Source organism: Streptomyces xinghaiensis S187, assembly GCF_000220705.2.
GTDB lineage: Bacteria > Actinomycetota > Actinomycetes > Streptomycetales > Streptomycetaceae > Streptomyces > Streptomyces xinghaiensis.
Window position 1 is genome coordinate 3,519,438 of the sequence record NZ_CP023202.1, and the last position, 18,729, is coordinate 3,538,166.

Annotated in this window: 13 protein-coding genes; 10 read left to right on the forward strand and 3 right to left on the reverse strand. The window is 69.9% G+C overall.

Annotated features, from left to right (window positions below):
- Nucleotides 1-87: 87 nt before the first annotated feature.
- On the reverse strand, nucleotides 88-2,763 hold the full coding sequence (locus tag SXIN_RS15095) for a transglycosylase domain-containing protein (RefSeq protein WP_095757099.1): 2,676 nt from the start codon (nucleotides 2,761-2,763) through the stop codon (nucleotides 88-90).
- A gap of 397 nt (nucleotides 2,764-3,160) precedes the next feature.
- Between SXIN_RS15095 and SXIN_RS15100 the strand changes: the two genes are divergently transcribed.
- From SXIN_RS15100 to SXIN_RS15110, 3 genes are all read left to right on the forward strand, one after another.
- Nucleotides 3,161-3,958 (forward strand): PadR family transcriptional regulator, encoded by a 798-nt coding sequence (locus tag SXIN_RS15100; RefSeq protein ID WP_019707391.1) that lies wholly within the window; start codon nucleotides 3,161-3,163, stop codon nucleotides 3,956-3,958.
- Between the two features lie 49 nt (nucleotides 3,959-4,007).
- Complete coding sequence (locus SXIN_RS15105; RefSeq protein WP_039820349.1) at nucleotides 4,008-5,090, forward strand: inositol-3-phosphate synthase; 1,083 nt, start codon at nucleotides 4,008-4,010, stop codon at nucleotides 5,088-5,090.
- Nucleotides 5,091-5,202: 112 nt separating this feature from the next.
- Complete coding sequence (locus SXIN_RS15110; RefSeq protein WP_039820348.1) at nucleotides 5,203-6,492, forward strand: MFS transporter; 1,290 nt, start codon at nucleotides 5,203-5,205, stop codon at nucleotides 6,490-6,492.
- A 111-nt stretch (nucleotides 6,493-6,603) separates the two neighbouring features.
- Here the strand turns inward: SXIN_RS15110 and SXIN_RS15115 are convergent, their stop codons facing one another.
- Nucleotides 6,604-8,079: a CCA tRNA nucleotidyltransferase gene (locus SXIN_RS15115; protein WP_238153768.1), complete on the reverse strand. Its 1,476-nt coding sequence runs from the start codon at nucleotides 8,077-8,079 to the stop codon at nucleotides 6,604-6,606.
- A 168-nt stretch (nucleotides 8,080-8,247) separates the two neighbouring features.
- Here SXIN_RS15115 and SXIN_RS15120 point away from each other — a divergent pair, with 168 nt between their 5' ends.
- From SXIN_RS15120 to trxA, 7 genes are all read left to right on the forward strand, one after another.
- Entirely contained in the window at nucleotides 8,248-10,701 is a 2,454-nt protein-coding gene (locus SXIN_RS15120; protein ID WP_019707387.1) for a DUF6049 family protein, read from the forward strand.
- A 45-nt stretch (nucleotides 10,702-10,746) separates the two neighbouring features.
- Nucleotides 10,747-12,924, forward strand: coding sequence for a murein biosynthesis integral membrane protein MurJ (gene murJ / locus SXIN_RS15125; RefSeq protein ID WP_019707386.1), 2,178 nt, complete (start codon nucleotides 10,747-10,749; stop codon nucleotides 12,922-12,924).
- 110 nt (nucleotides 12,925-13,034) lie between these two features.
- On the forward strand, nucleotides 13,035-14,789 hold the full coding sequence (locus SXIN_RS15130) for a protein kinase family protein (RefSeq protein WP_019707385.1): 1,755 nt from the start codon (nucleotides 13,035-13,037) through the stop codon (nucleotides 14,787-14,789).
- 49 nt (nucleotides 14,790-14,838) lie between these two features.
- Nucleotides 14,839-15,513 carry an RNA polymerase sigma factor SigM gene (gene sigM / locus SXIN_RS15135; RefSeq protein WP_192883677.1) on the forward strand — a complete coding sequence of 225 codons (675 nt, stop codon included), beginning with the start codon at nucleotides 14,839-14,841 and terminating at the stop codon, nucleotides 15,511-15,513.
- Nucleotides 15,510-16,442 carry an anti-sigma factor gene (locus tag SXIN_RS15140; protein WP_019707383.1) on the forward strand — a complete coding sequence of 311 codons (933 nt, stop codon included), beginning with the start codon at nucleotides 15,510-15,512 and terminating at the stop codon, nucleotides 16,440-16,442. The genes sigM and SXIN_RS15140 overlap by 4 nt, the downstream gene beginning before the upstream one ends.
- Nucleotides 16,443-16,571: 129 nt before the next feature.
- Complete coding sequence (gene trxB, locus SXIN_RS15145) at nucleotides 16,572-17,558, forward strand: thioredoxin-disulfide reductase (protein ID WP_019707382.1); 987 nt, start codon at nucleotides 16,572-16,574, stop codon at nucleotides 17,556-17,558.
- Nucleotides 17,559-17,597: 39 nt separating this feature from the next.
- Nucleotides 17,598-17,927 carry a thioredoxin gene (trxA, locus tag SXIN_RS15150; protein WP_019707381.1) on the forward strand — a complete coding sequence of 110 codons (330 nt, stop codon included), beginning with the start codon at nucleotides 17,598-17,600 and terminating at the stop codon, nucleotides 17,925-17,927.
- Between the two features lie 123 nt (nucleotides 17,928-18,050).
- On the opposite strand, the gene SXIN_RS15155 is transcribed toward trxA, so the two are convergent.
- Nucleotides 18,051-18,668: a GNAT family N-acetyltransferase gene (locus SXIN_RS15155; protein WP_019707380.1), complete on the reverse strand. Its 618-nt coding sequence runs from the start codon at nucleotides 18,666-18,668 to the stop codon at nucleotides 18,051-18,053.
- Between the last annotated feature and the right edge of the window lie 61 nt (nucleotides 18,669-18,729).

Below are 18,729 nucleotides of genomic sequence, written 5' to 3' on the forward strand. Positions count from 1 at the left end.
GCTCCATGGGGGCGGGGGCACCGCTGACGGCGCGGGAGGAGCGGGGCGTCGGTGGCCCGCGGCCGGCGCGCCCCTGCCCCTCCGTTCCTATCCGGTGTCTCCGTCGGGGCCGCCGAGCCAGCCGCCGCCACCGTTGTTGCCGTTGCCGCCGCCCGGCGGCGTCGTCGTCGGCGAACTGCTGATCCCGCCGTCGGCTCCCCCGTCGGCTCCGCCGTCGACGCCCCCGTCGGAACCTCCGTCGGCACCGCCCGTGGGCTCGTCCTCCTCCTTGCACTTCGGGTCGAAGAAGCCGCACGTCTTGCTCGGCGACGAGGACGGCGTCTCGCTGGGCGTCTCGCTGGGCGGGGGCTCGGTGGACTCGCTCTCCGACGGGGTGGGCGTCGGGGTCGGCGTCGGGGTCGGGCTGGCGCCGTCGCCGTAGACCTTCTCGCCGATCGGCTCCGGCTTCGGGAACTGCTCGACCTTCTCGCCCTTGAGCGCCCGGCCCATGTAGTCGGCCCAGATCTGGGCGGGGAACGACGAGCCGTGGATGCTCTGCCGGCCACCCGTGCCGTACATCTCCAGGAACTTCTGCTTCTCCGCCCGGTCGTTCACCCGGAACATGCCGATCGCGGTGGAGAGCTGGGGGGTGTAGCCGGCGAACCAGGCGGACTTGTTGCCGTCGGTGGTACCGGTCTTGCCCGCCGCCGGCCGGCCGTCGGGGAGCTGCGCCGAGGTGCCGGTGCCCTTCTCGACCACGTTCTTCAGCACGTCGGTGACGTTGTTGGCGACCTTGGTGTCGAGCCCCTGGGTCTTCTTGGCCTTGTGCTCGTAGACGGGCTGGCCGTTCTTCTCCACCGTCTTCACCGACCACGGGGTGATCTGCTCGCCCTCGGCGGCGAAGGTGGCGTACGAGCCAGCGAGCCGGATGGCGCTGGGGGAGGACGTACCGAGCGAGAAGGAGGGCACGGTCTGGGCGAGCTGGTCCTCGACCAGACCGGCCTCCAGCGCCGTCTCCTTCACCTTGTCGGTGCCGACGTCCACACCGAGCTGGATGAAGGGGGTGTTGATGGACTCCTGCATCGCCTTCCGGAGGGTGACCTCGCCGTAGCTCTTGTCACCGTCGTTGGTCTGGTGCCACTCCTTGTTGTCCTTGTCGAGCCAGGTGGAGCCGTCGTAGTTGAGCAGCTTCACCTTGTTGTCGCCGTTGTAGACACTCAGGGGCGAGACCTGGGTGCGCTGGTCGGGCCCCTGGTCGGGGTCGCCCTCGGGGTCGCGCACACCGTCGCTCATCGCGGCGGCCAGGACGAACGGCTTGAACGTCGACCCGACGGGGACACCGGTGTAGTCGGAGTTGTTGGTGAAGTGCTCGGTGGCGTCCTTGCCGCCGTAGATGGCGACGATCTCCCCGGTCCGGGGGTCGATGGACGCCCCGCCGAACTGGACGTACTTGTCCTCGTCGCGCTCCTTCGGCTTGAGGTTCTCCTTCGTCACCTTCTGCACAGCCTTCTCCAGCTGCAGCATCTTCTTCTTGTCGAAGGTGGTGTGGATCTCGTAGCCGCCCCGGTCCAGCTGGGCCTTGGAGACGGTGCTCTTGGACGTGACGAAATTGTCGGCGAGCGTGGTGAGGTAGCCGATCTGGCCGGCCTTGTTCGTGGCGGGCTTGGGGTCGTTCGGTGTCGGGAAGCCGTCCGCGATCCACTTACTGCGCTCGGCGGCCTTCATCCGGCCGGTCTCGACCTCTCGCTTGAGGGTCCAGGCCCAGCGCTCCTCCGCGCGCTTCCGGTTCTTCTCCGGCGTCGCCGCGGAACCAACGCCGCCGGCCGGGTCGTAGAGGTTCGGGCCGTTCAGGGTGGCGGAGAGAAACGCGCTCTCGCTGGCCGTCAGGTCGTTGCAGTCCTTGCCGTAGTACGCGCGGGACGCGGCCTGGATGCCGTAGGCGCCCCGGCCGTAGTACGCCGTGTTGAGGTAGCCGGCGAGGATCGTCTCCTTTTCCTCGTAAGCTCCGACCTTGACCGAGATGATGAGCTCCCGCACCTTACGGGAGATGGTCTGCTCCTGGGTCAGCATGGCGTTCTTGACGTACTGCTGGGTGATGGTGGAACCACTCTGGGTGGTGCCGCCCTTCGCCATGTTGAAGACGGCACGGGCGATGCCCATCGGGTCGACGCCCGGGTCGTCCTCAAAGGAGGCGTTCTCCGCGGCGATGACCGCGTTCCGCATCGCCGGGGGGATGCTGTCGTAGTCGACGATCTGGCGGTTGTACTCGCCGGCGCCGGCCACGACCATCTGCTCGCCGTCCGCCCAGTAGTAGACGTTCTTCTCGACCTGGGAGTCGCCCTTGACCCGGGGGATGTCGAGCATGGCGAACGCTATCCCCGCGCTGCCCATGAGCAGCCCCATGAAGCCGATGGCCGTGCCCGCGACCTGCTTCCAGGACGGGATCCACCGGCGGGCGCCGCTCCGGCCCGACCGCGGGTAGTCGATCAGGCGCTTCTTCTGCGGACCGTTCGCGGCCGCGCGGCGGCCCCGCCCCACGGCACCCGCACCGGTGGCGGTGGCCCCGGCCTCGGCGGCCCGGCGGCGTCCGCCGCCTCCGCGCTGCGCCGCCCTCCGGGCCTCGGCGCGCCCTCCGTAGGGGCGCCCCTCACCGGGCGGCGGCGACTCGGGTTCGGTGGCTCCACGCCTCGGCGCGGCACGGCGGCCTGAGGCCTGCGCCCCGCGTCGGGCCGCGGCGCGTCCACCACCTGCGGACTGCGGTGGCTTGCGACGGTGCTCGCTCATGGAACAGATACTCCTCGGGCAGGCGCTATCGCCTGAAAGCGGCAGTTTTCTTCCGGTACCCCCGACGTACGGACCCGCGGCCACCCCGGAGGGTCGCCGGGCCGCACTGCACCCAGGACGAGGACGCTCCGCCGCGCCCCGCGGTTCCCGGTGGTCTGCATGGCGCACAGACTACGCAGGGCCAAAACCCTCCGGACAGCCATCTTCCGCACAAAACAGGCAACTTGTCTGTGTCAAAACAGTGATGTGACGCCGTTCACCCCTGCCCCTCTTGTGACGACGGTGAGGCCGTTCTATCGTCTGGATGTATCGATCCGATACATCGGCTGGACATAGCAGAAGACGCAGCGGACGGCAGCGCGGACCACGGAGCAGCGGAAGGCGAGGGAGGAGACGCATGAGCAGACGCTCCGGCGTCCTCGAGTTCGCCATTCTCGGACTGCTCCGCGAGTCCCCCATGCACGGCTACGAGCTGCGAAAACGCCTGAACACCTCCCTCGGGGTGTTCCGGGCCTTCAGCTACGGAAGCCTGTATCCCTGCCTCAAGACGCTGGTGCGCCAGGGCTGGTTGATCGAGGAGTCCGGCAGCGCGCCGGAGGACGCTCTCGCCGCCACCCTCGCCGGCCGGCGAGCCAAGATCGTCTACCGGCTGACGGCCGAGGGGAAGGAGCACTTCGAGGAACTCCTCGCCCACTCCGGTCCGGACGCCTGGGAGGACGAGCACTTCGGAGTCCGCTTCGCCTTCTTCGGGCAGACCTCGCGGGATGTGCGGATGCGGGTGCTGGAGGGCCGCCGCAGCAGGCTGGAGGAGCGGCTGGAGAAGATGCGCGCCTCGCTCGCCCGCACCCGGGAGCGTTTGGACGACTACACCCTGGAGCTCCAGCGGCATGGAATGGAGTCGGTGGAGCGCGAGGTCCGCTGGCTCAACGAGCTGATCGAGAGTGAGCGGTACGGGCGTGACCGCAACCGGGCCGCGCCGGCCGCCGGTCCGGCGGCGGAGGAATCCGCGCCGGGCACCGCACCGGAGCCGGCCTCACCGACCGGGCCCGGGCCGGACTCCGCAGAGCGCGCACCGGAGCGGTCCCGGCCTCCGCGGTCTCGCGCGTCGTTTCAGGAACCATCGGAAAGCACGGGCGGCCTGCCCCGGAACCGGGGTAGTTCCCGGCCGGATCCGTCCGACGACACCGCCAAGTGAGGCCCGCATGCAGCGGGACCTCGTCGAATGAACAAGGGGAGTAACCGGAATGGGTTCGGTTCGTGTAGCCATCGTCGGTGTGGGCAACTGCGCCGCCTCGCTGGTGCAGGGCGTCGAGTACTACAAGGACGCCGACCCGGACAGCCGTGTCCCGGGTCTCATGCATGTGCAGTTCGGCGACTACCACGTACGTGACGTGGAGTTCGTCGCCGCTTTCGACGTGGACGCCAAGAAGGTCGGTCTCGATCTCGCGGACGCCATCGGCGCCAGCGAGAACAACACCATCAAGATCGCCGACGTGCCCTCCACCGGTGTGACCGTGCAGCGCGGCCACACCCTCGACGGTCTCGGGAAGTACTACCTGGAGACGATCGAGGAGTCCGACGAGTCCCCGGTCGACGTGGTCCAGGTGCTCAAGGACAGCCAGGTCGACGTGCTCGTCTGCTACCTGCCGGTCGGATCCGAGGACGCGGCCAAGTTCTACGCCCAGTGCGCGATCGACGCCAAGGTGGCGTTCGTCAACGCCCTTCCGGTCTTCATCGCCGGCACCAAGGAGTGGGCGGACAAGTTCACCGAGGCGGGCGTCCCGATCGTCGGTGACGACATCAAGTCGCAGGTCGGCGCGACGATCACCCACCGGGTGATGGCCAAGCTGTTCGAGGACCGGGGTGTGATCCTGGACCGCACCATGCAGCTGAACGTCGGCGGCAACATGGACTTCAAGAACATGCTGGAGCGGGAGCGCCTGGAGTCGAAGAAGATCTCCAAGACGCAGTCCGTCACCTCGCAGATCCGTGACCGCGACATGGGTGCGGACAACGTCCACATCGGCCCCTCCGACTACGTCGCCTGGCTCGACGACCGCAAGTGGGCCTACGTGCGGCTGGAGGGCCGCGCGTTCGGTGACGTCCCGCTGAACCTGGAGTACAAGCTGGAGGTCTGGGACTCCCCGAACTCCGCGGGTGTCATCATCGACGCGCTCCGGGCCGCGAAGATCGCCAAGGACCGGGGCATCGGCGGCCCGATCCTCTCCGCCTCCTCGTACTTCATGAAGTCCCCGCCGGTGCAGTACTACGACGACGAGGCCCGCGAGAACGTCGAGAAGTTCATCGCCGGCGAGGTCGATCACTGACCGGTGGCTGAGCCGCGCCCTCTGCCGCGCGGCTTACCCGCTTCCCCGTACGGACCCCGGGCACCACGCCCGGGGTCCGTACGCGTCCCCGCACTGTGTGAGGCTGTGGAGCATGGCTGTTGTGCGTGACGCGGGGACACTGCTGCGGCTCCGCGGCTTCCGCCGGCTGCTGGCCGTCCGGCTGCTCTCCCAGTCCGCCGACGGCGTCTACCAGGTCGCGCTCGCCGCGTACGTCGTCTTCTCCCCCGAGCGGCAGACGTCCGCCGCGGCCATCGCCTCCGCCATGGCGGTCCTGCTCCTGCCGTACTCCCTCGTCGGCCCCTTCGCCGGCGTCCTCCTCGACCGCTGGCGCCGCCGCCAGGTTCTCCTCCACGGCAATCTGCTGCGGGCGGCACTGGCCGGCGCCACCGCCGCGCTGATCGTCGCGGAGATGCCCGACTGGCTCTTCTACCTCTCGGCGCTGTCCGTCACGGCGGTGAACCGCTTCATCCTCGCCTGCCTCTCGGCAGCGCTTCCCCATGTCGTCGCGGACGAGGGGCAGTTGGTGACCGCCAACGCCCTCTCCCCGACGGCCGGCACCATCGCCGCCACCGCCGGAGGCGGGCTGGTCTTCGCCCTGCGCCTCACCGGATGGGAGTCCGACGCGGGAGTCGTCCTGCTCGGGGCCGCGGTCTACCTCGGGGCAGCCCTGACGGCGCTCCGGCTCGGACGCGACCAACTGGGCCCCCGCGGTCTGATCCGGATCCGGTTCGGGGCCGCGGTGGCCGGCACGGCACGCGGGCTCCTGGAGGGGCTCGCGCATCTGTCCCGGCGCCGTCCGGCCGCACGCGCGCTCGCCGCCATGGCTCTGATGCGCTTCTGCTACGGAGCACTGACCGTCATGGTCCTCATGCTCTGCCGCTACGCCTGGACCGGCGACGGCACGGAGGGGCCGGCCGACGAAACGAACGCCGCCGCCGGCCTCTCCCTGCTCGGCCTGGCGGTCGCCCTGTCCGGAGCCGGCTATTTCACCGCGGCCGCCATCACGCCCTGGGCGGCCGGGCGCCTCGGCCCTTCCGGCTGGATCACGGCGTGCGCGCTGGCGGCGGCCGTTCTGGAACCGGCCCTGGGACTCACCTTCGCCCCGGTACCGGTCCTGACCGCCACCTTCTTCCTGGGCCTCACCACCCAAGGAGCGAAGATCGCCACGGACACGGTGATCCAGTCCACGGTGGACGACGCCTTTCGCGGCCGGGTCTTCTCCCTCTACGACATGCTCTTCAACGTCGCCTTCGTCGGGGCAGCCGGACTCGCCGCCGCGATGCTGCCGCCGGACGGGCGTTCCGCCCTCCTGGTCGGCCTGGTGGCTCTGCTCTACGGCGCGACCGGCCTCTCCCTGCACCGGTTCCGGACGGCCACCTGAGCGCCGGCACCACAAGAGACGGGGTGTGTTTCACGTGAAACACCCTCCATCCGGACCGGCCTCCGCGAGGTCCCGTGTTTCACGTGAAACACGGGACCTCGCGGAGGCGTCTCACTGCTGAGCGGCCCACCATTCCTTCAATGCCGCCACCGCCGCGTCGTGCTCCATCGGGCCGTGCTCAAGCCTCAGCTCCAGCAGATGCTTGTACGCCTGGCCCACCACCGGCCCCGGAGGAACGCCGAGGATCTCCATGATCTGGTTCCCGTCCAGGTCCGGCCGGATCGCGTCCAGCTCCTCCTGCTCCTGAAGCTGGGCGATGCGCGCTTCCAGACCGTCGTAGGCCCGGGAGAGGGCGTTCGCTTTCCTCTTGTTCCGGGTCGTGCAGTCCGACCGGGTCAGCTTGTGCAGCCGGTCCAGCAGCGGACCCGCGTCCCGTACATAGCGGCGCACCGCCGAATCCGTCCACTCACCCGTGCCATAGCCGTGGAAGCGCAGGTGGAGTTCGACCAGCCGCGAGACATCCTTGATCATCTCGGTCGAGTACTTGAGCTTCGCCATCCGGGACTTCGTCATCTTCGCCCCGACCACCTCGTGGTGGTGGAAGGAGACCCGGCCGTCCTTCTCGAACCGCCGGGTCTTCGGCTTCCCGATGTCATGCAGCAGCGCCGCCAGCCGCAGCACCAGGTCGGGGCCGTTCTCCTCCAGGTCGATGGCCTGCTCGAGCACGGTCAGCGAATGCTCGTACACATCCTTGTGCCGGTGGTGCTCGTCACGCTCCAGACGCAGCGCCGGCAGTTCCGGCAGCATGTGCGCGGCCAGGCCGGTGTCCACGAGCAGCGTGAGCCCCTTCCTCGGCCGGCCGGCCAGCAGAAGCTTGTTCAGCTCCTCGCGCGTGCGCTCGGCGGAGACGATCTCGATCCGCCCGGCCATCGCGGTCATGGCCGCGACCACCTCCGGGGCGACCTCGAATTCGAGCTGTGCCGCGAACCGCGCGGCCCGCATCATACGCAGGGGATCGTCCGAGAACGACTCCTCCGGGGTGCCCGGGGTCCGCAGGATCCGGGCCGCGAGATCTTCCAGCCCGCCGTGCGGGTCGATGAACTCCTTCTCCGGCAGGGCGACCGCCATCGCATTGACCGTGAAGTCACGGCGGACGAGATCCTGCTCGATCGCGTCACCGTAGGACACCTCGGGCTTGCGCGAGGTGCGGTCATAGGCCTCCGAGCGGTAGGTCGTCACCTCGATCAGGAAATCGCCCTTCCGGCAACCGACCGTCCCGAAGGCGATGCCCACCTCCCAGACCGAGTCCGCCCACCCGCGCACGATCTTCAGCACGTCGTCGGGGCGGGCGTCCGTGGTGAAGTCCAGATCGTTGCCCAGCCGGCCCAGCAGCGCGTCCCGCACCGATCCACCGACGAGGGCGAGCGCGTGACCGGCCTCCCGGAAACGGCGCGCCAAGTCGTCGGCGACGGGGGACACCCGTAGCAGCTCCCCCACAGCGCGGCGCTGCGCCCGGCTCAGCGTCTGCGCGGCATTCGAGATCTGCGGGGCCTGCGGGTCGAGACTGTCATTCTTCGCGTTCGGCACGACAGACCAGGGTACGGCCCCCGCGCCCCCGCGGCGTCCACGTTTCCCGCGGCAGCTTCCCCGCGGATCTTGTGAGGCCATCCCCAGCACTTCGCCCGGCCAGGCATCGTTACCATGCGTGGACGCACATCCGACGACCACCACCGATGACGAGGGACGGGCGAGCGCGTGGCCGAGGTGGCAGCAATCCAGGGGACGACTGTCGGTCCCGCCCGCCGGTGGTGGCGGAAGGCTGCCGCAGTACTGGCCGGCACACCGCTGCTCGCCGGGCTGGTCCAGCTTCCCACCGCGCCCGGAGCGGAGGCCGCGGCATCGGCCACCGGCTCCCGGACCGTCGATGTCTCCATCAACTCGCTGACCCCGGTGGTCCCCGCGGAAGACGACACGATCACCATCACCGGCCGGGTCAGCAACGACGGGAAGTCCGCGGTCGACGGTGCCCGCGTGGGACTCCGTGTCGGCCAGACACCTCTGAGCAGCCGCGGCGCCATCGGCATCGTCGCCAAGCGCAAGGGCTTCTCCGCAGCGGAGGACGGCCGCGCTGTCGACGGCGAGCACACCGTGAAGCTCGGCGAACTGCGGGCCGGTGCCAGCCGCGAGTTCAGCCTGACGCTCCCCGCCGAGGATCTCGACCTGGGAGACGCGGGGGTCTATCAGCTCGGTGTGGCCCTCAGCGGCCGCACCGCGGGCCAGTACGACCAGGTACTGGGCATCGAGCGGACCTTCCTTCCCTGGCAGCCCGGGGAGGCACGGGAGCCGACGAAGATCGGGTACCTCTGGCCGCTCGTCTCCACCCCCCACCTCACGGCCCGGACCGGGTCGGACCAGCAGCAGACCCCTCAGTTCCGCGACGATTCCCTCGCCGCCGAACTGGCACCGGGCGGCCGGCTCCAGCAGCTCGTGGCCCTCGGCAAGGACCTCCCCGTGACCTGGGTGGTCGATCCCGACCTGCTCGTCAGTGTCGAGATGATGACCAAGGAGTACGAGATCCGGGAACCCGACGGGTCGGTCACCAAGGGGGAGGGACAGGCGGTCGCCCGCCAGTGGATGAGCGACCTGCTGACCGCCGTGGAGGGCCGGGAGCTGGTCACGCTGCCGTTCGCCGATCCCGACCTCGCCTCCCTGGCCCACCGCGGGACCAAGGTCTCCGGATCGATCGGTCATCTGAAGACCGCCACGGATCTCGCCGTGAAGACCGGCGAAACGATCTTCGGCCGCAAGCCGCGCGCCGACTTCGCCTGGCCCGTGAACGGGGCCGTCGACACCTCTGTCATCGACGTCGCCACCTCGGCCGGCGCACGCAACGTCATCACCCGTGGCGACAGCCTGCGCGGGGAGGACGAGCCGCCCTACACCACCAGCGCCGTCCGGCCGATCGGTGGCGGCATCACGGCCCTCGCGGCCGACACCCGTCTCTCCACGGCCTTCCAGGGCGACATGACCGGCGCGGAGAACTCCACACTCGCCGTACAGGAGTTCCTCGCCCACACCTTGATGGTCAACCGGGAGGCGCCGGGCCGGGAACGCAGCCTCGTCGTCGCTCCGCAGCGCAGGCCCACCGCCCACCAGGCCCGGGCGATGGCCGAGGCACTGGAAGGGCTGCGGGCCGGCGGCTGGACCCAGCCGCAGGAACTCCGGGACGCCATCCAGGAGAAGCCCGACCCACGAGCGGCCACCCGGGTCCCGGGCGTTCGCTCCTATCCGGAGGCGCTGCGCAAGCAGGAGTTGCCCACCAGGGCTTTCGAGGACGTCCAGCGGACCCAGAACGCGCTCAACGGTTTCACGGTGATCCTCTCCGAGCCGGACCGGGTGATCACCCCGTTCGGCAACGCGATCCTGCGCGAGATGTCCACCGCCTGGCGGGGCGAGCCCAGGGCCGCCGAGGCCTACCGGGAGTCCGTGGAGGACTATCTGGCGGGTCTCACCCAGGAAGTGAAGCTGATCGAGAAGGCCCAGAAGAAGCTGACGCTGTCCGGGCGCAGCGGCACGATCCCCGTCACCGTGCAGAACAACCTCCTGCAGGGCGTCGAGGACCTCAAGCTGGTGCTGCGGTCCAGTTCTCCGCACCGGCTCGACCCCGGAGAGCCCCAGTCGGTGGAGATCGGCAGCGGCCACAGCCAGACGGTCAAGTTCGACACCACGGCCAACGCGAACGGCCTCGTCTGGGTCGAGGCCCAGCTCTACACCGAGGACGGGCGGCCCTACGGCGCCCCGATGTCGTTCAAGGTGAACGTCACCGAGATCACCTCCACCGTCATGCTGGTCATCGCGGGCGGGGTGCTCCTGCTGGTCCTGGCCGGCATCCGGATGTACACGCAGCGCAAGCGGGCCGCGGCCCGGGAGGCGGACGAGCCCGCCGGGGGAGCGGGGACTGCGGAGGACGAGCCGGAGACCGCCGGGACCACCGGGACCACCGGGACCACCGGGAACGCGAGCGCGGAGAACCCCGGGGGCCCCGAGGATGCGGAGGGGACCGGGCAGGACGCCCCGGCGGATCCCGCGCCCGCCGACGGAGAGGACACGGCCGGAGCCGAGGCACCCGGCAAGCGCGGGGCCGGGGGCACGGAGGCCGGACCGGAGAAGAGCGAAGCTCCCGATCCGGGTGAGAGGGTGGAGCGTTGAGCGAAGTCGTGGTCTGGTGACCCGGGATGACGAAGTGGGGAAGCGATGAACGCGCCGTACGACGGTGACCGGGACCGGTACCCGGGCGGTGACCCGGCCGCCCAGGCACCGCCGCCCGCCCACGACCCGTACGCCCGGGAAACCGGCCACGACCCGTACGCCGGAGCCCCGTACACCCCGGCGCCCGGTCCGGACCCGTACGCCCAGAGCCCTGGTCAGGACCCGTACGCACAGGCGCCCGGCCCGGACCCTTCGGCCGGCCCCGGCCCCGGCCGCGACGCTCCCCACCACCAGCCCACCGGACCCACCGCCCCCGGGCCGTCCCCGTGGACGTCCCCACCCGGTCCGGAGCGCGGGACCGCCGGGCAGCAGGACGCCTTCGCACACCTCTACCGGGACCAGCAGCAGCCGTACGAACCGCAGCAGCCACCCCATGCGCCCCCGGCCGTCCAAGCGCCTCCGCCGCCCCAGTCCCCCGCCTTCCGGGCCCCCGAGGCCTCTCCGCCCCCCGCCCCGGCCCCGGCCACCGGCCCGAACCCGGAGCTTCCGTCGGATCCCGAGCCGGCCCCGGCGAAGAAGTCCGCCGGGCGGGCCTCGGGACTGCTGAAGTCCAGCGCGGTGATGGCGGCCGGCACCCTGGTCTCCCGGATCACCGGTTTCCTGCGCACCCTGGTGATGGCCGCGGCCATCGGCGTCGGCACCCTGAACGACGCCTACCAGGTCGCCAACACCCTCCCGACGATGATCTACATCCTCGTCGGCGGCGGGGCGCTCAACGCCGTCTTCATCCCGCAGCTGGTGCGGGCCATGAAGAACGACGACGACGGCGGCGAGGGCTATGCCAACCGCCTGCTCACCCTCGTCATCGTCCTGCTCGCGGGCGTCACCACCGTCTGTGTGCTCGCCGCCCCGCTGCTCATCAGGATGATGTCGGCGAAGTGGGTCTCCGAGCCCGCACAGATGGACGTGGCCGTCGCGTTCGCCCGGTACTGCATCCCCACCCTGTTCTTCATGGGCGTCCACGTCGTCCTCGGGCAGATCCTCAACGCCCGGGGCCGGTTCGGCGCCATGATGTGGACCCCGGTTCTCAACAACGTCGTCGTCATCGCCACCTTCGGCGGCTTCATCTGGGCGTTCGGCGGCTTCACCAGCACCGGCATGGACGCGGACACCATCACTCCGGAAGGCGTCCGGCTCCTCGGCATCGGCACCCTGCTCGGACTCACCGTCCAGGCGCTGGCGATGCTCCCCTACCTCCGCGCGGCGGGCTTCACCTTCCGGCCCCGTTTCGACTGGCGCGGCCACGGCCTCGGCAAAGCGGCCCGGCTGGCCAAGTGGACGTTCTTCTTCGTGCTCGCCAACCAGCTGGGCATGATCGTGGTCACCCAACTCGCCACCTGGGCGGGCACGGTCGCCGAGAAGCAGGGCTACCCCGGCACCGGCATCACCGCGTACAACTACGCCCTGCTGCTCTGGCAGATGCCGCAGGCCATCATCACGGTCTCCGTGATGACCGCGGTCCTCCCCCGGATCTCCCGTGCCGCGGCCGACGACGACCCCGGAGCCGTCCGCGACGACATCTCCTACGGACTGCGCACGTCCGCCGTGGCCATCGTCCCCTGCGCCTTCGCCTTCCTGGCGCTCGGCGTCCCCATGGCCACCCTGCTCTACGGCGCCTCCGGCGAGTCCGGCGCGCGCAACATCGGCTTCACCCTGATGGCGTTCGGCCTGGGCCTCATCCCGTACTCGGTCCAGTACGTGGTCCTGCGCGGCTTCTACGCCTACGAGGACACCCGGACGCCGTTCTACAACACGGTCATCGTCGCCGCGGTCAACGCCGCGGCCGCCGGGGCGAGCTTCCTCCTGCTCCCGGCCCGCTGGGCCGTGGTCGGCATGGGGGCGTCCTATGGATTGGCCTACATCGTCGGGGTAGGCGTTGCATGGAAGAGGCTGAGCCGTCGGCTCGGCGGCGATCTCGACGGGCGCCGCGTCACGCGGACCTACGCCCGGCTGGCAGGGGCCGGTATCCCGGCCGCGCTCGCGGGAGGAGCGGCGAGCTATGGCATCACACAGGCTCTCGGCAACGGCGGACTCGCCTCGCTGGCGTCGCTGGGCGCGGGCGGGATCGCGCTCCTGGCGGTCTTCGTCCTGGCGGCGAAGCGGATGAGGATCGAGGAGATGACCGCCATGGTCGGAATGGTCCGCGGCCGCCTCGGCCGCTGACCGCATACAACCATCGTCCGACGCCGCATGTCGTGCGGAGGGACGAACTGTGGGCACAATTGCTTAGCTGTGGTGACCGGCGTGCAACGGATGGGGAGGCAGGAACGACGGTGGCGGAACGGAGCACGGCTGCCGTCGACGTGGCAGACAACAGCGGCGAGGACCCGCTGACCGCCCAGGCGGGAGATGCCAACGCCGACGAGGTGAAAGCCCAGAACACGACCGGCACGGCGGACACGGACGCCGCCCGCACCGACACCGGCCCCCGGAACGCGACGAGACCACGGCCGGCGTCCGTGGCCGATGTCGACCCTCCCGAGCTGCACAGCGGGCACAAGCTCGCCGGACGTTACCGGCTGGAGGAGTGCCTCACCCGTCTGGACGGCTTCAGCAGCTGGCGTGCCGTGGACGAGAAACTCCGCCGCGCGGTCGGCGTGCATGTGCTGCCCGCCGACCACCCGCGCGCCCGGCCCGTCCTCGCCGCCGCGCGCTCCGCCGCCCTGCTGGGCGACCCCCGCTTCGTCCAGGTCCTCGACGCCGTCGAGGAGAACGACCTGGTCTATGTCGTGCACGAATGGCTGCCCGACGCCACCGAACTGACCGCCGTCCTCGCCGCCGGCCCGCTGGAACCGCACGACTCCTATCAACTCGTGACCCAGGTGTCCCAGGCCATGGCCGCCGCGCACCGCGAAGGCCTCGCCCACTTGAGGCTCACCCCCGGATGTGTTCTGCGCACCCACTCCGGCCAGTACCGGATCCGGGGACTGGCCGTGATGGCCGCCCTGCGCGGCATCAGTTCCCAGCACCCGCAACGCGACGACACCGAGGCGATCGGCGCCCTCCTCTACGCCTCCCTCACCCAGCGCTGGCCGTACGAGGAGGACGCCTACGGTCTGCCGGGGCTGCCCAGAGGAACAGGGCTCATCGCTCCCGACCAGGTGCGGGCCGGGGTCCACCGCGGACTCTCGGACATCGCGATGCGGGCCCTGGTCAACAACGGCTCCACACCGCTCCGCCTGGAGCAGCCGTGCACCACCCCGGAAGAACTCTGCAAGGCCGTCGCGGCGCTTCCCCGCATCCGGCCCCCGGAGCCCTCCTTCGCCACCCCCGCCTATCAGCCGGGCTCGTACCAGCCACCGGCCGCCTACCCGCAGACTTCCTCCAGGAACGGTATGGCACCGGCGGCCCAGCCCGTCCCGCCGCCTCCGCCGCCGCCGCTGCACAGCCGGACGGGCAAAGCACTGAAGTGGACCGTCTCGGCCCTGCTGATCACCGCGCTCGGTCTCGGCAGCTGGCAGGTCGCGGACACCCTGATGAACCGCGACCAGCGCGCGCCCGGCGATGCCGACCTGGCCCAGGGCGGCGAACCCGAGGAGAAGCCGCAGCAGAAGGAGAAGGCGGCCCCCTTGAAGATCTCGGCCGCGACCGAGTTCTCACCCCTGGACTCGCCCGTGGCCGCCGGCAAGGTACCCAACGCCGTGGATGGCGATCCGGGCACCGCGTGGGTGACTCCCCACTACAAGGGCCATGCCAACTTCGGAAATCTCGCGAACCGCAAGGACGGCAGCGGGCTCATCGTCGATCTCGGCAGTGTGCAGGCCGTGACCGGTGTCCGGGTGCAGATGTACCGCAGCGGTCAGACGGCTCAGGTGCTGGCGGCCCCGGAATCCGCCTCCGCACCCGCTTCGCTGGACGACTTCTCCGAGCGCCTCAGCAAGCGGGAGCAGGCCGGCAGCGAACTGAGGATAAGCACCGGCAAGCCCGTCCGGACCCGGTACGTACTCATCCACATCACGGAGCTGCCGCACGACGGTTCGGCGAACCAGTTCCGGGGCGGAATTTCCGAGATCACTGTGACAGGCTGAGTCGCAGCCGGAGCCGAGGCGGAGGGGAGGGCCCGACGTGGACGACGCCATGCGCGGCTCCATGACCGACAAGGATCTCCTCGCACGACACGTCGCCGGTGATCAGGAAGCCTTCGGAGAGATCGTCCGACGCCACCGTGACCGTCTGTGGGCGGTGGCGCTCCGGACGCTGGGGGACCGCGAAGAAGCCGCCGACGCGGTCCAGGACGCCCTCGTCTCGGCCTACCGGGCCGCACATACCTTCCGCGGCCAGTCGGCCGTCACGACGTGGCTTCACCGCATCACCGTGAACGCCTGTCTGGACCGGGCCCGCAAGACCGCCTCCCGCAGAACGTCCCCGGTCGCCGAGACCGAGCGGCTGGAGCAGCTCCTGGAGCCCCACGAGTCGGCCTCCGCACCCGCCGAGCGGGGGGATCTGCACCGCGAACTCCTGCAGGCCCTGGGCACCCTGCCCCCGGAACAGCGCGCCGCCCTGGTGCTCGTCGACATGCAGGGGTACCCCGTGGCAGAAGCCGCCCAGGTTCTCGGTGTTCCCAGCGGAACCGTCAAGAGCCGGTGCGCCCGTGGCCGGGCCCGCCTGCTCCCCCTGCTCTCCCATCTCCGCGGTGGTGAAAGCGGTAGTACGGATTCGAATGAGGGAAGGAACCGTGCGCCGAGGACATCCGTCCCACCGGCAGCACCACCGCGGGATCCAGATGCCGTGAAGGGAGGCAGGCGGGCGTGACATCCACGATCGACACGGATCAGCATCCGGACGTTGCGGAGATCTCCGCGCTCACGGAAGGAGTGCTGACCCCGGAGCGCACCTCCGCTGTCCGCGGCCATCTCAACGACTGCGATCTCTGTACGGAGGTGCGGGTCTCCCTGGAGGAGATCCGCGATCTGCTGGGCACTCTGCCGGGGCCGTCCCGCATGCCCGCCGACGTGGCAAGCCGGATCGACGCGGCGATCGCCGCGGAGTCCCTCCTCGATGCGAGCGCCCCCGGCACCGTTTCACGTGAAACTGCCTCCCTCGCGCCGTCTTCTGTTTCACGTGAAACAGAGGGGGACCGGTCACCGCTCAGGCGTCCGGGCGGACGGCGGACGCGGCCCCACGGCAGCACGGGTCCCGGACGGCAAGCCGGCGGGCGACGCCGCTGGCGGACGGCGGCCCTGGGCGTGGCCTGTGTCCTGGGTCTGGGAGTCGGCGGTGCGGCCTTCGTCCAGTCCATGGGCTCCTCCCAGCAGGGTGATGCGGCTGCCGCGGGCGAAACCTCCTCCGACACGAAGAGCGAAGACGCCGGGCTGAGCGCCGCGACCTTGGAGAGCAAGGTACGGAGCCTCCTCGACGAGGGCCGCGAGAGCCGGGAGGGTCTGAAGGAGAGCCCCTCCACCACGGAGCCGGATACGCTCGGAGCCCAGTCGAGCCCTGCTCAGCCGTTGCACGGAGCCGATGTGGTGCTGCCTCCGTGCATACGGAACGGCATTGACCCGCAGGCGGAACCACTGGCCGCCGGGGAGAGCACCTTTGAGGGCAAGCGGGTCTACGTCGTCGTCCTGCCCCACCGTGTGGATGCGGACAGGGTGGACGCCTACGTCATCGACTCCTCGTGTATCACCACCGCGGAGCCGCGTGGCGACGTCCTGCTGAACCGCGTCTATGCCCGACACTGACCCCTGGAAACGCACGGGGTCAGCAGTGGGAATGCCTGCCGTCTAGGATCCGTTGGGTGGGGTGGGACTCCGGAACGGGACCCCTGATTGACCCATGGACAGCAGTCGGCAGAGACGAGGAAGACACCCGTGAGCGACGTCCGTAACGTGATCATTATCGGCTCCGGGCCGGCGGGGTACACCGCGGCGCTCTACACCGCGCGCGCCTCGTTGAAGCCCTTGGTCTTCGAAGGAGCGGTCACCGCCGGTGGCGCACTCATGAACACCACCGATGTGGAGAACTTCCCCGGCTTCCGCGACGGCATCATGGGCCCGGATCTCATGGACAACATGCGGGCCCAGTCGGAGCGTTTCGGCGCCGAGCTCATTCCCGATGACGTCACGGCTGTCGACCTGACCGGGGACATCAAGACGGTCACCGACTCCGCCGGCACTGTCCACAAGGCCCGCGCGGTCATCATCGCCACCGGCTCCCAGCACCGCAAGCTCGGGCTGCCGCGCGAGGACGAACTCTCCGGGCGCGGGGTCTCCTGGTGTGCCACCTGCGACGGGTTCTTCTTCAAGGACCAGGACATCGCCGTGGTCGGCGGCGGTGACACCGCGATGGAGGAAGCGACCTTCCTCTCCCGGTTCGCCAAGTCCGTCACCGTCATCCACCGCCGCGACACACTGCGTGCATCCCGGGCGATGCAGGAGCGGGCCTTCGCCGACCCGAAGATCACTTTCGCCTACGACAGCGAGGTCGCGGAGATCCACGGCGACCCGAAGCTCACCGGCGTCACCCTGCGCTCCACCAAGACCGGCGAAACCCGCGAGCTGCCCGTCACCGGCCTCTTCATCGCCGTCGGCCACGACCCCCGCACGGAGCTCTTCACCGAGCAGCTGGACCTGGACGACGAGGGTTACCTCACTGTCGAGGCCCCCTCCACGCACACCAACCTCCCCGGTGTCTTCGCCGCCGGCGACGTCGTCGACCACACGTACCGCCAGGCCATCACGGCTGCCGGGACCGGCTGCTCCGCCGCCCTGGATGCCGAGCGCTACCTCGCCGCCCTCTCCGACACCTCCGCTGAGCACACCCCGGAGCCGGAGAAGACCGCCGCGGCCACCGTCTGACCATCCCCCTTACCCTCCCGAGAAAGCTAGGAGATCGCCATGGCCGGCGCCCTCAAGAATGTGACCGACGCGAACTTCGATGAAGAGGTTCTCAAGAGCGACAAGCCCGTTCTCGTGGACTTCTGGGCCGCCTGGTGCGGTCCGTGCCGTCAGATCGCCCCCTCCCTTGAGGCCATTGCCGCGGAGCACGGGGACAAGATCGAGATCGTGAAGCTGAACATCGACGAGAACCCGGCGACGGCCGCCAAGTACGGCGTCATGTCGATTCCGACGCTCAACGTCTACCAGGGTGGCGAAGTCGCCAAGACGATCGTCGGTGCCAAGCCGAAGGCGGCGATCGTGCGCGACCTGGAGCCCTTCATCGGCTGACAGCGGGGTTTCACGTGAAACAGGGCCTGCCCTCCCATGGGGCAGGCCCTGTTCCGTTCGCCGACTTCGTGTCCCCGGGCACGGGCAAACCGCCCGATACGGGAGAGCCAACCGAGACGAGAGCTACAGCGGCCGGAGTGCCGGTTCCTTCTGCACCGCACCGAGCAGGCGGTCCAGCGCCATCTCGACGTCCTCCTTCCAGGAGAGCGTCGTCCGCAACTCCAGCCGCAACCGTGGGTAGCGGGGATGCGGCCGTACGGTCTTGAAGCCGACGGCCAAGAGATGGTCCGCGGGCAAGACGCAGGCCGGTTCCGTCCAGCGGGCGTCACCGAAGGCTTCGATCGCCTTGAAGCCTCTTCTCAGCACGTCCTTCGCGACGGTCTGGACGAGGACCCGTCCCAGCCCTTGGCCCTGGTAGCCCGGCATGATCGACGCCGTCATCAGCTGAACGGCGTCCGCGGCGACCGGACTTGTCGGAAAGGCCGTCGACCGCGGCACATACGCGGGCGGTGCGTAGAGAACGAAGCCCGCGGGCGCCTCGTCGACGTAGAGAACGCGACCGCAGGATCCCCACTCCAGCAGGACACCCGAGATCCAGGCCTCCTTCTCCAACTCCGGCCGGCCTGCCTGGACCGCGGCCTCACCGCTGACCGGATCGAGCTCCCAGAAGACGCAGGTACGGCAGCGCTTGGGAACGTCCGGAAGGTTGTCCAGGGTGAGCGGTACGAGCCGACGACCCATGAAGTCTGCTCCTTACTTTGGCTCCCGTCCTCCACCACCTCGAACGCGGCTCACGGCGGTC

Bases quoted from the DNA above. Each gene is read 5' to 3' on its own strand.
- SXIN_RS15095 (WP_095757099.1), bottom strand. From the start codon at position 2,763: ATGAGCGAGCACCGTCGCAAGCCACCGCAGTCCGCAGGTGGTGGACGC.
- SXIN_RS15100 (WP_019707391.1), top strand. From the start codon at position 3,161: ATGAGCAGACGCTCCGGCGTCCTCGAGTTCGCCATTCTCGGACTGCTC.
- SXIN_RS15105 (WP_039820349.1), top strand. From the start codon at position 4,008: ATGGGTTCGGTTCGTGTAGCCATCGTCGGTGTGGGCAACTGCGCCGCC.
- SXIN_RS15110 (WP_039820348.1), top strand. From the start codon at position 5,203: ATGGCTGTTGTGCGTGACGCGGGGACACTGCTGCGGCTCCGCGGCTTC.
- murJ (WP_019707386.1), top strand. From the start codon at position 10,747: ATGAACGCGCCGTACGACGGTGACCGGGACCGGTACCCGGGCGGTGAC.
- sigM (WP_192883677.1), top strand. From the start codon at position 14,839: ATGCGCGGCTCCATGACCGACAAGGATCTCCTCGCACGACACGTCGCC.
- trxA (WP_019707381.1), top strand. From the start codon at position 17,598: ATGGCCGGCGCCCTCAAGAATGTGACCGACGCGAACTTCGATGAAGAG.
- SXIN_RS15155 (WP_019707380.1), bottom strand. From the start codon at position 18,668: ATGGGTCGTCGGCTCGTACCGCTCACCCTGGACAACCTTCCGGACGTT.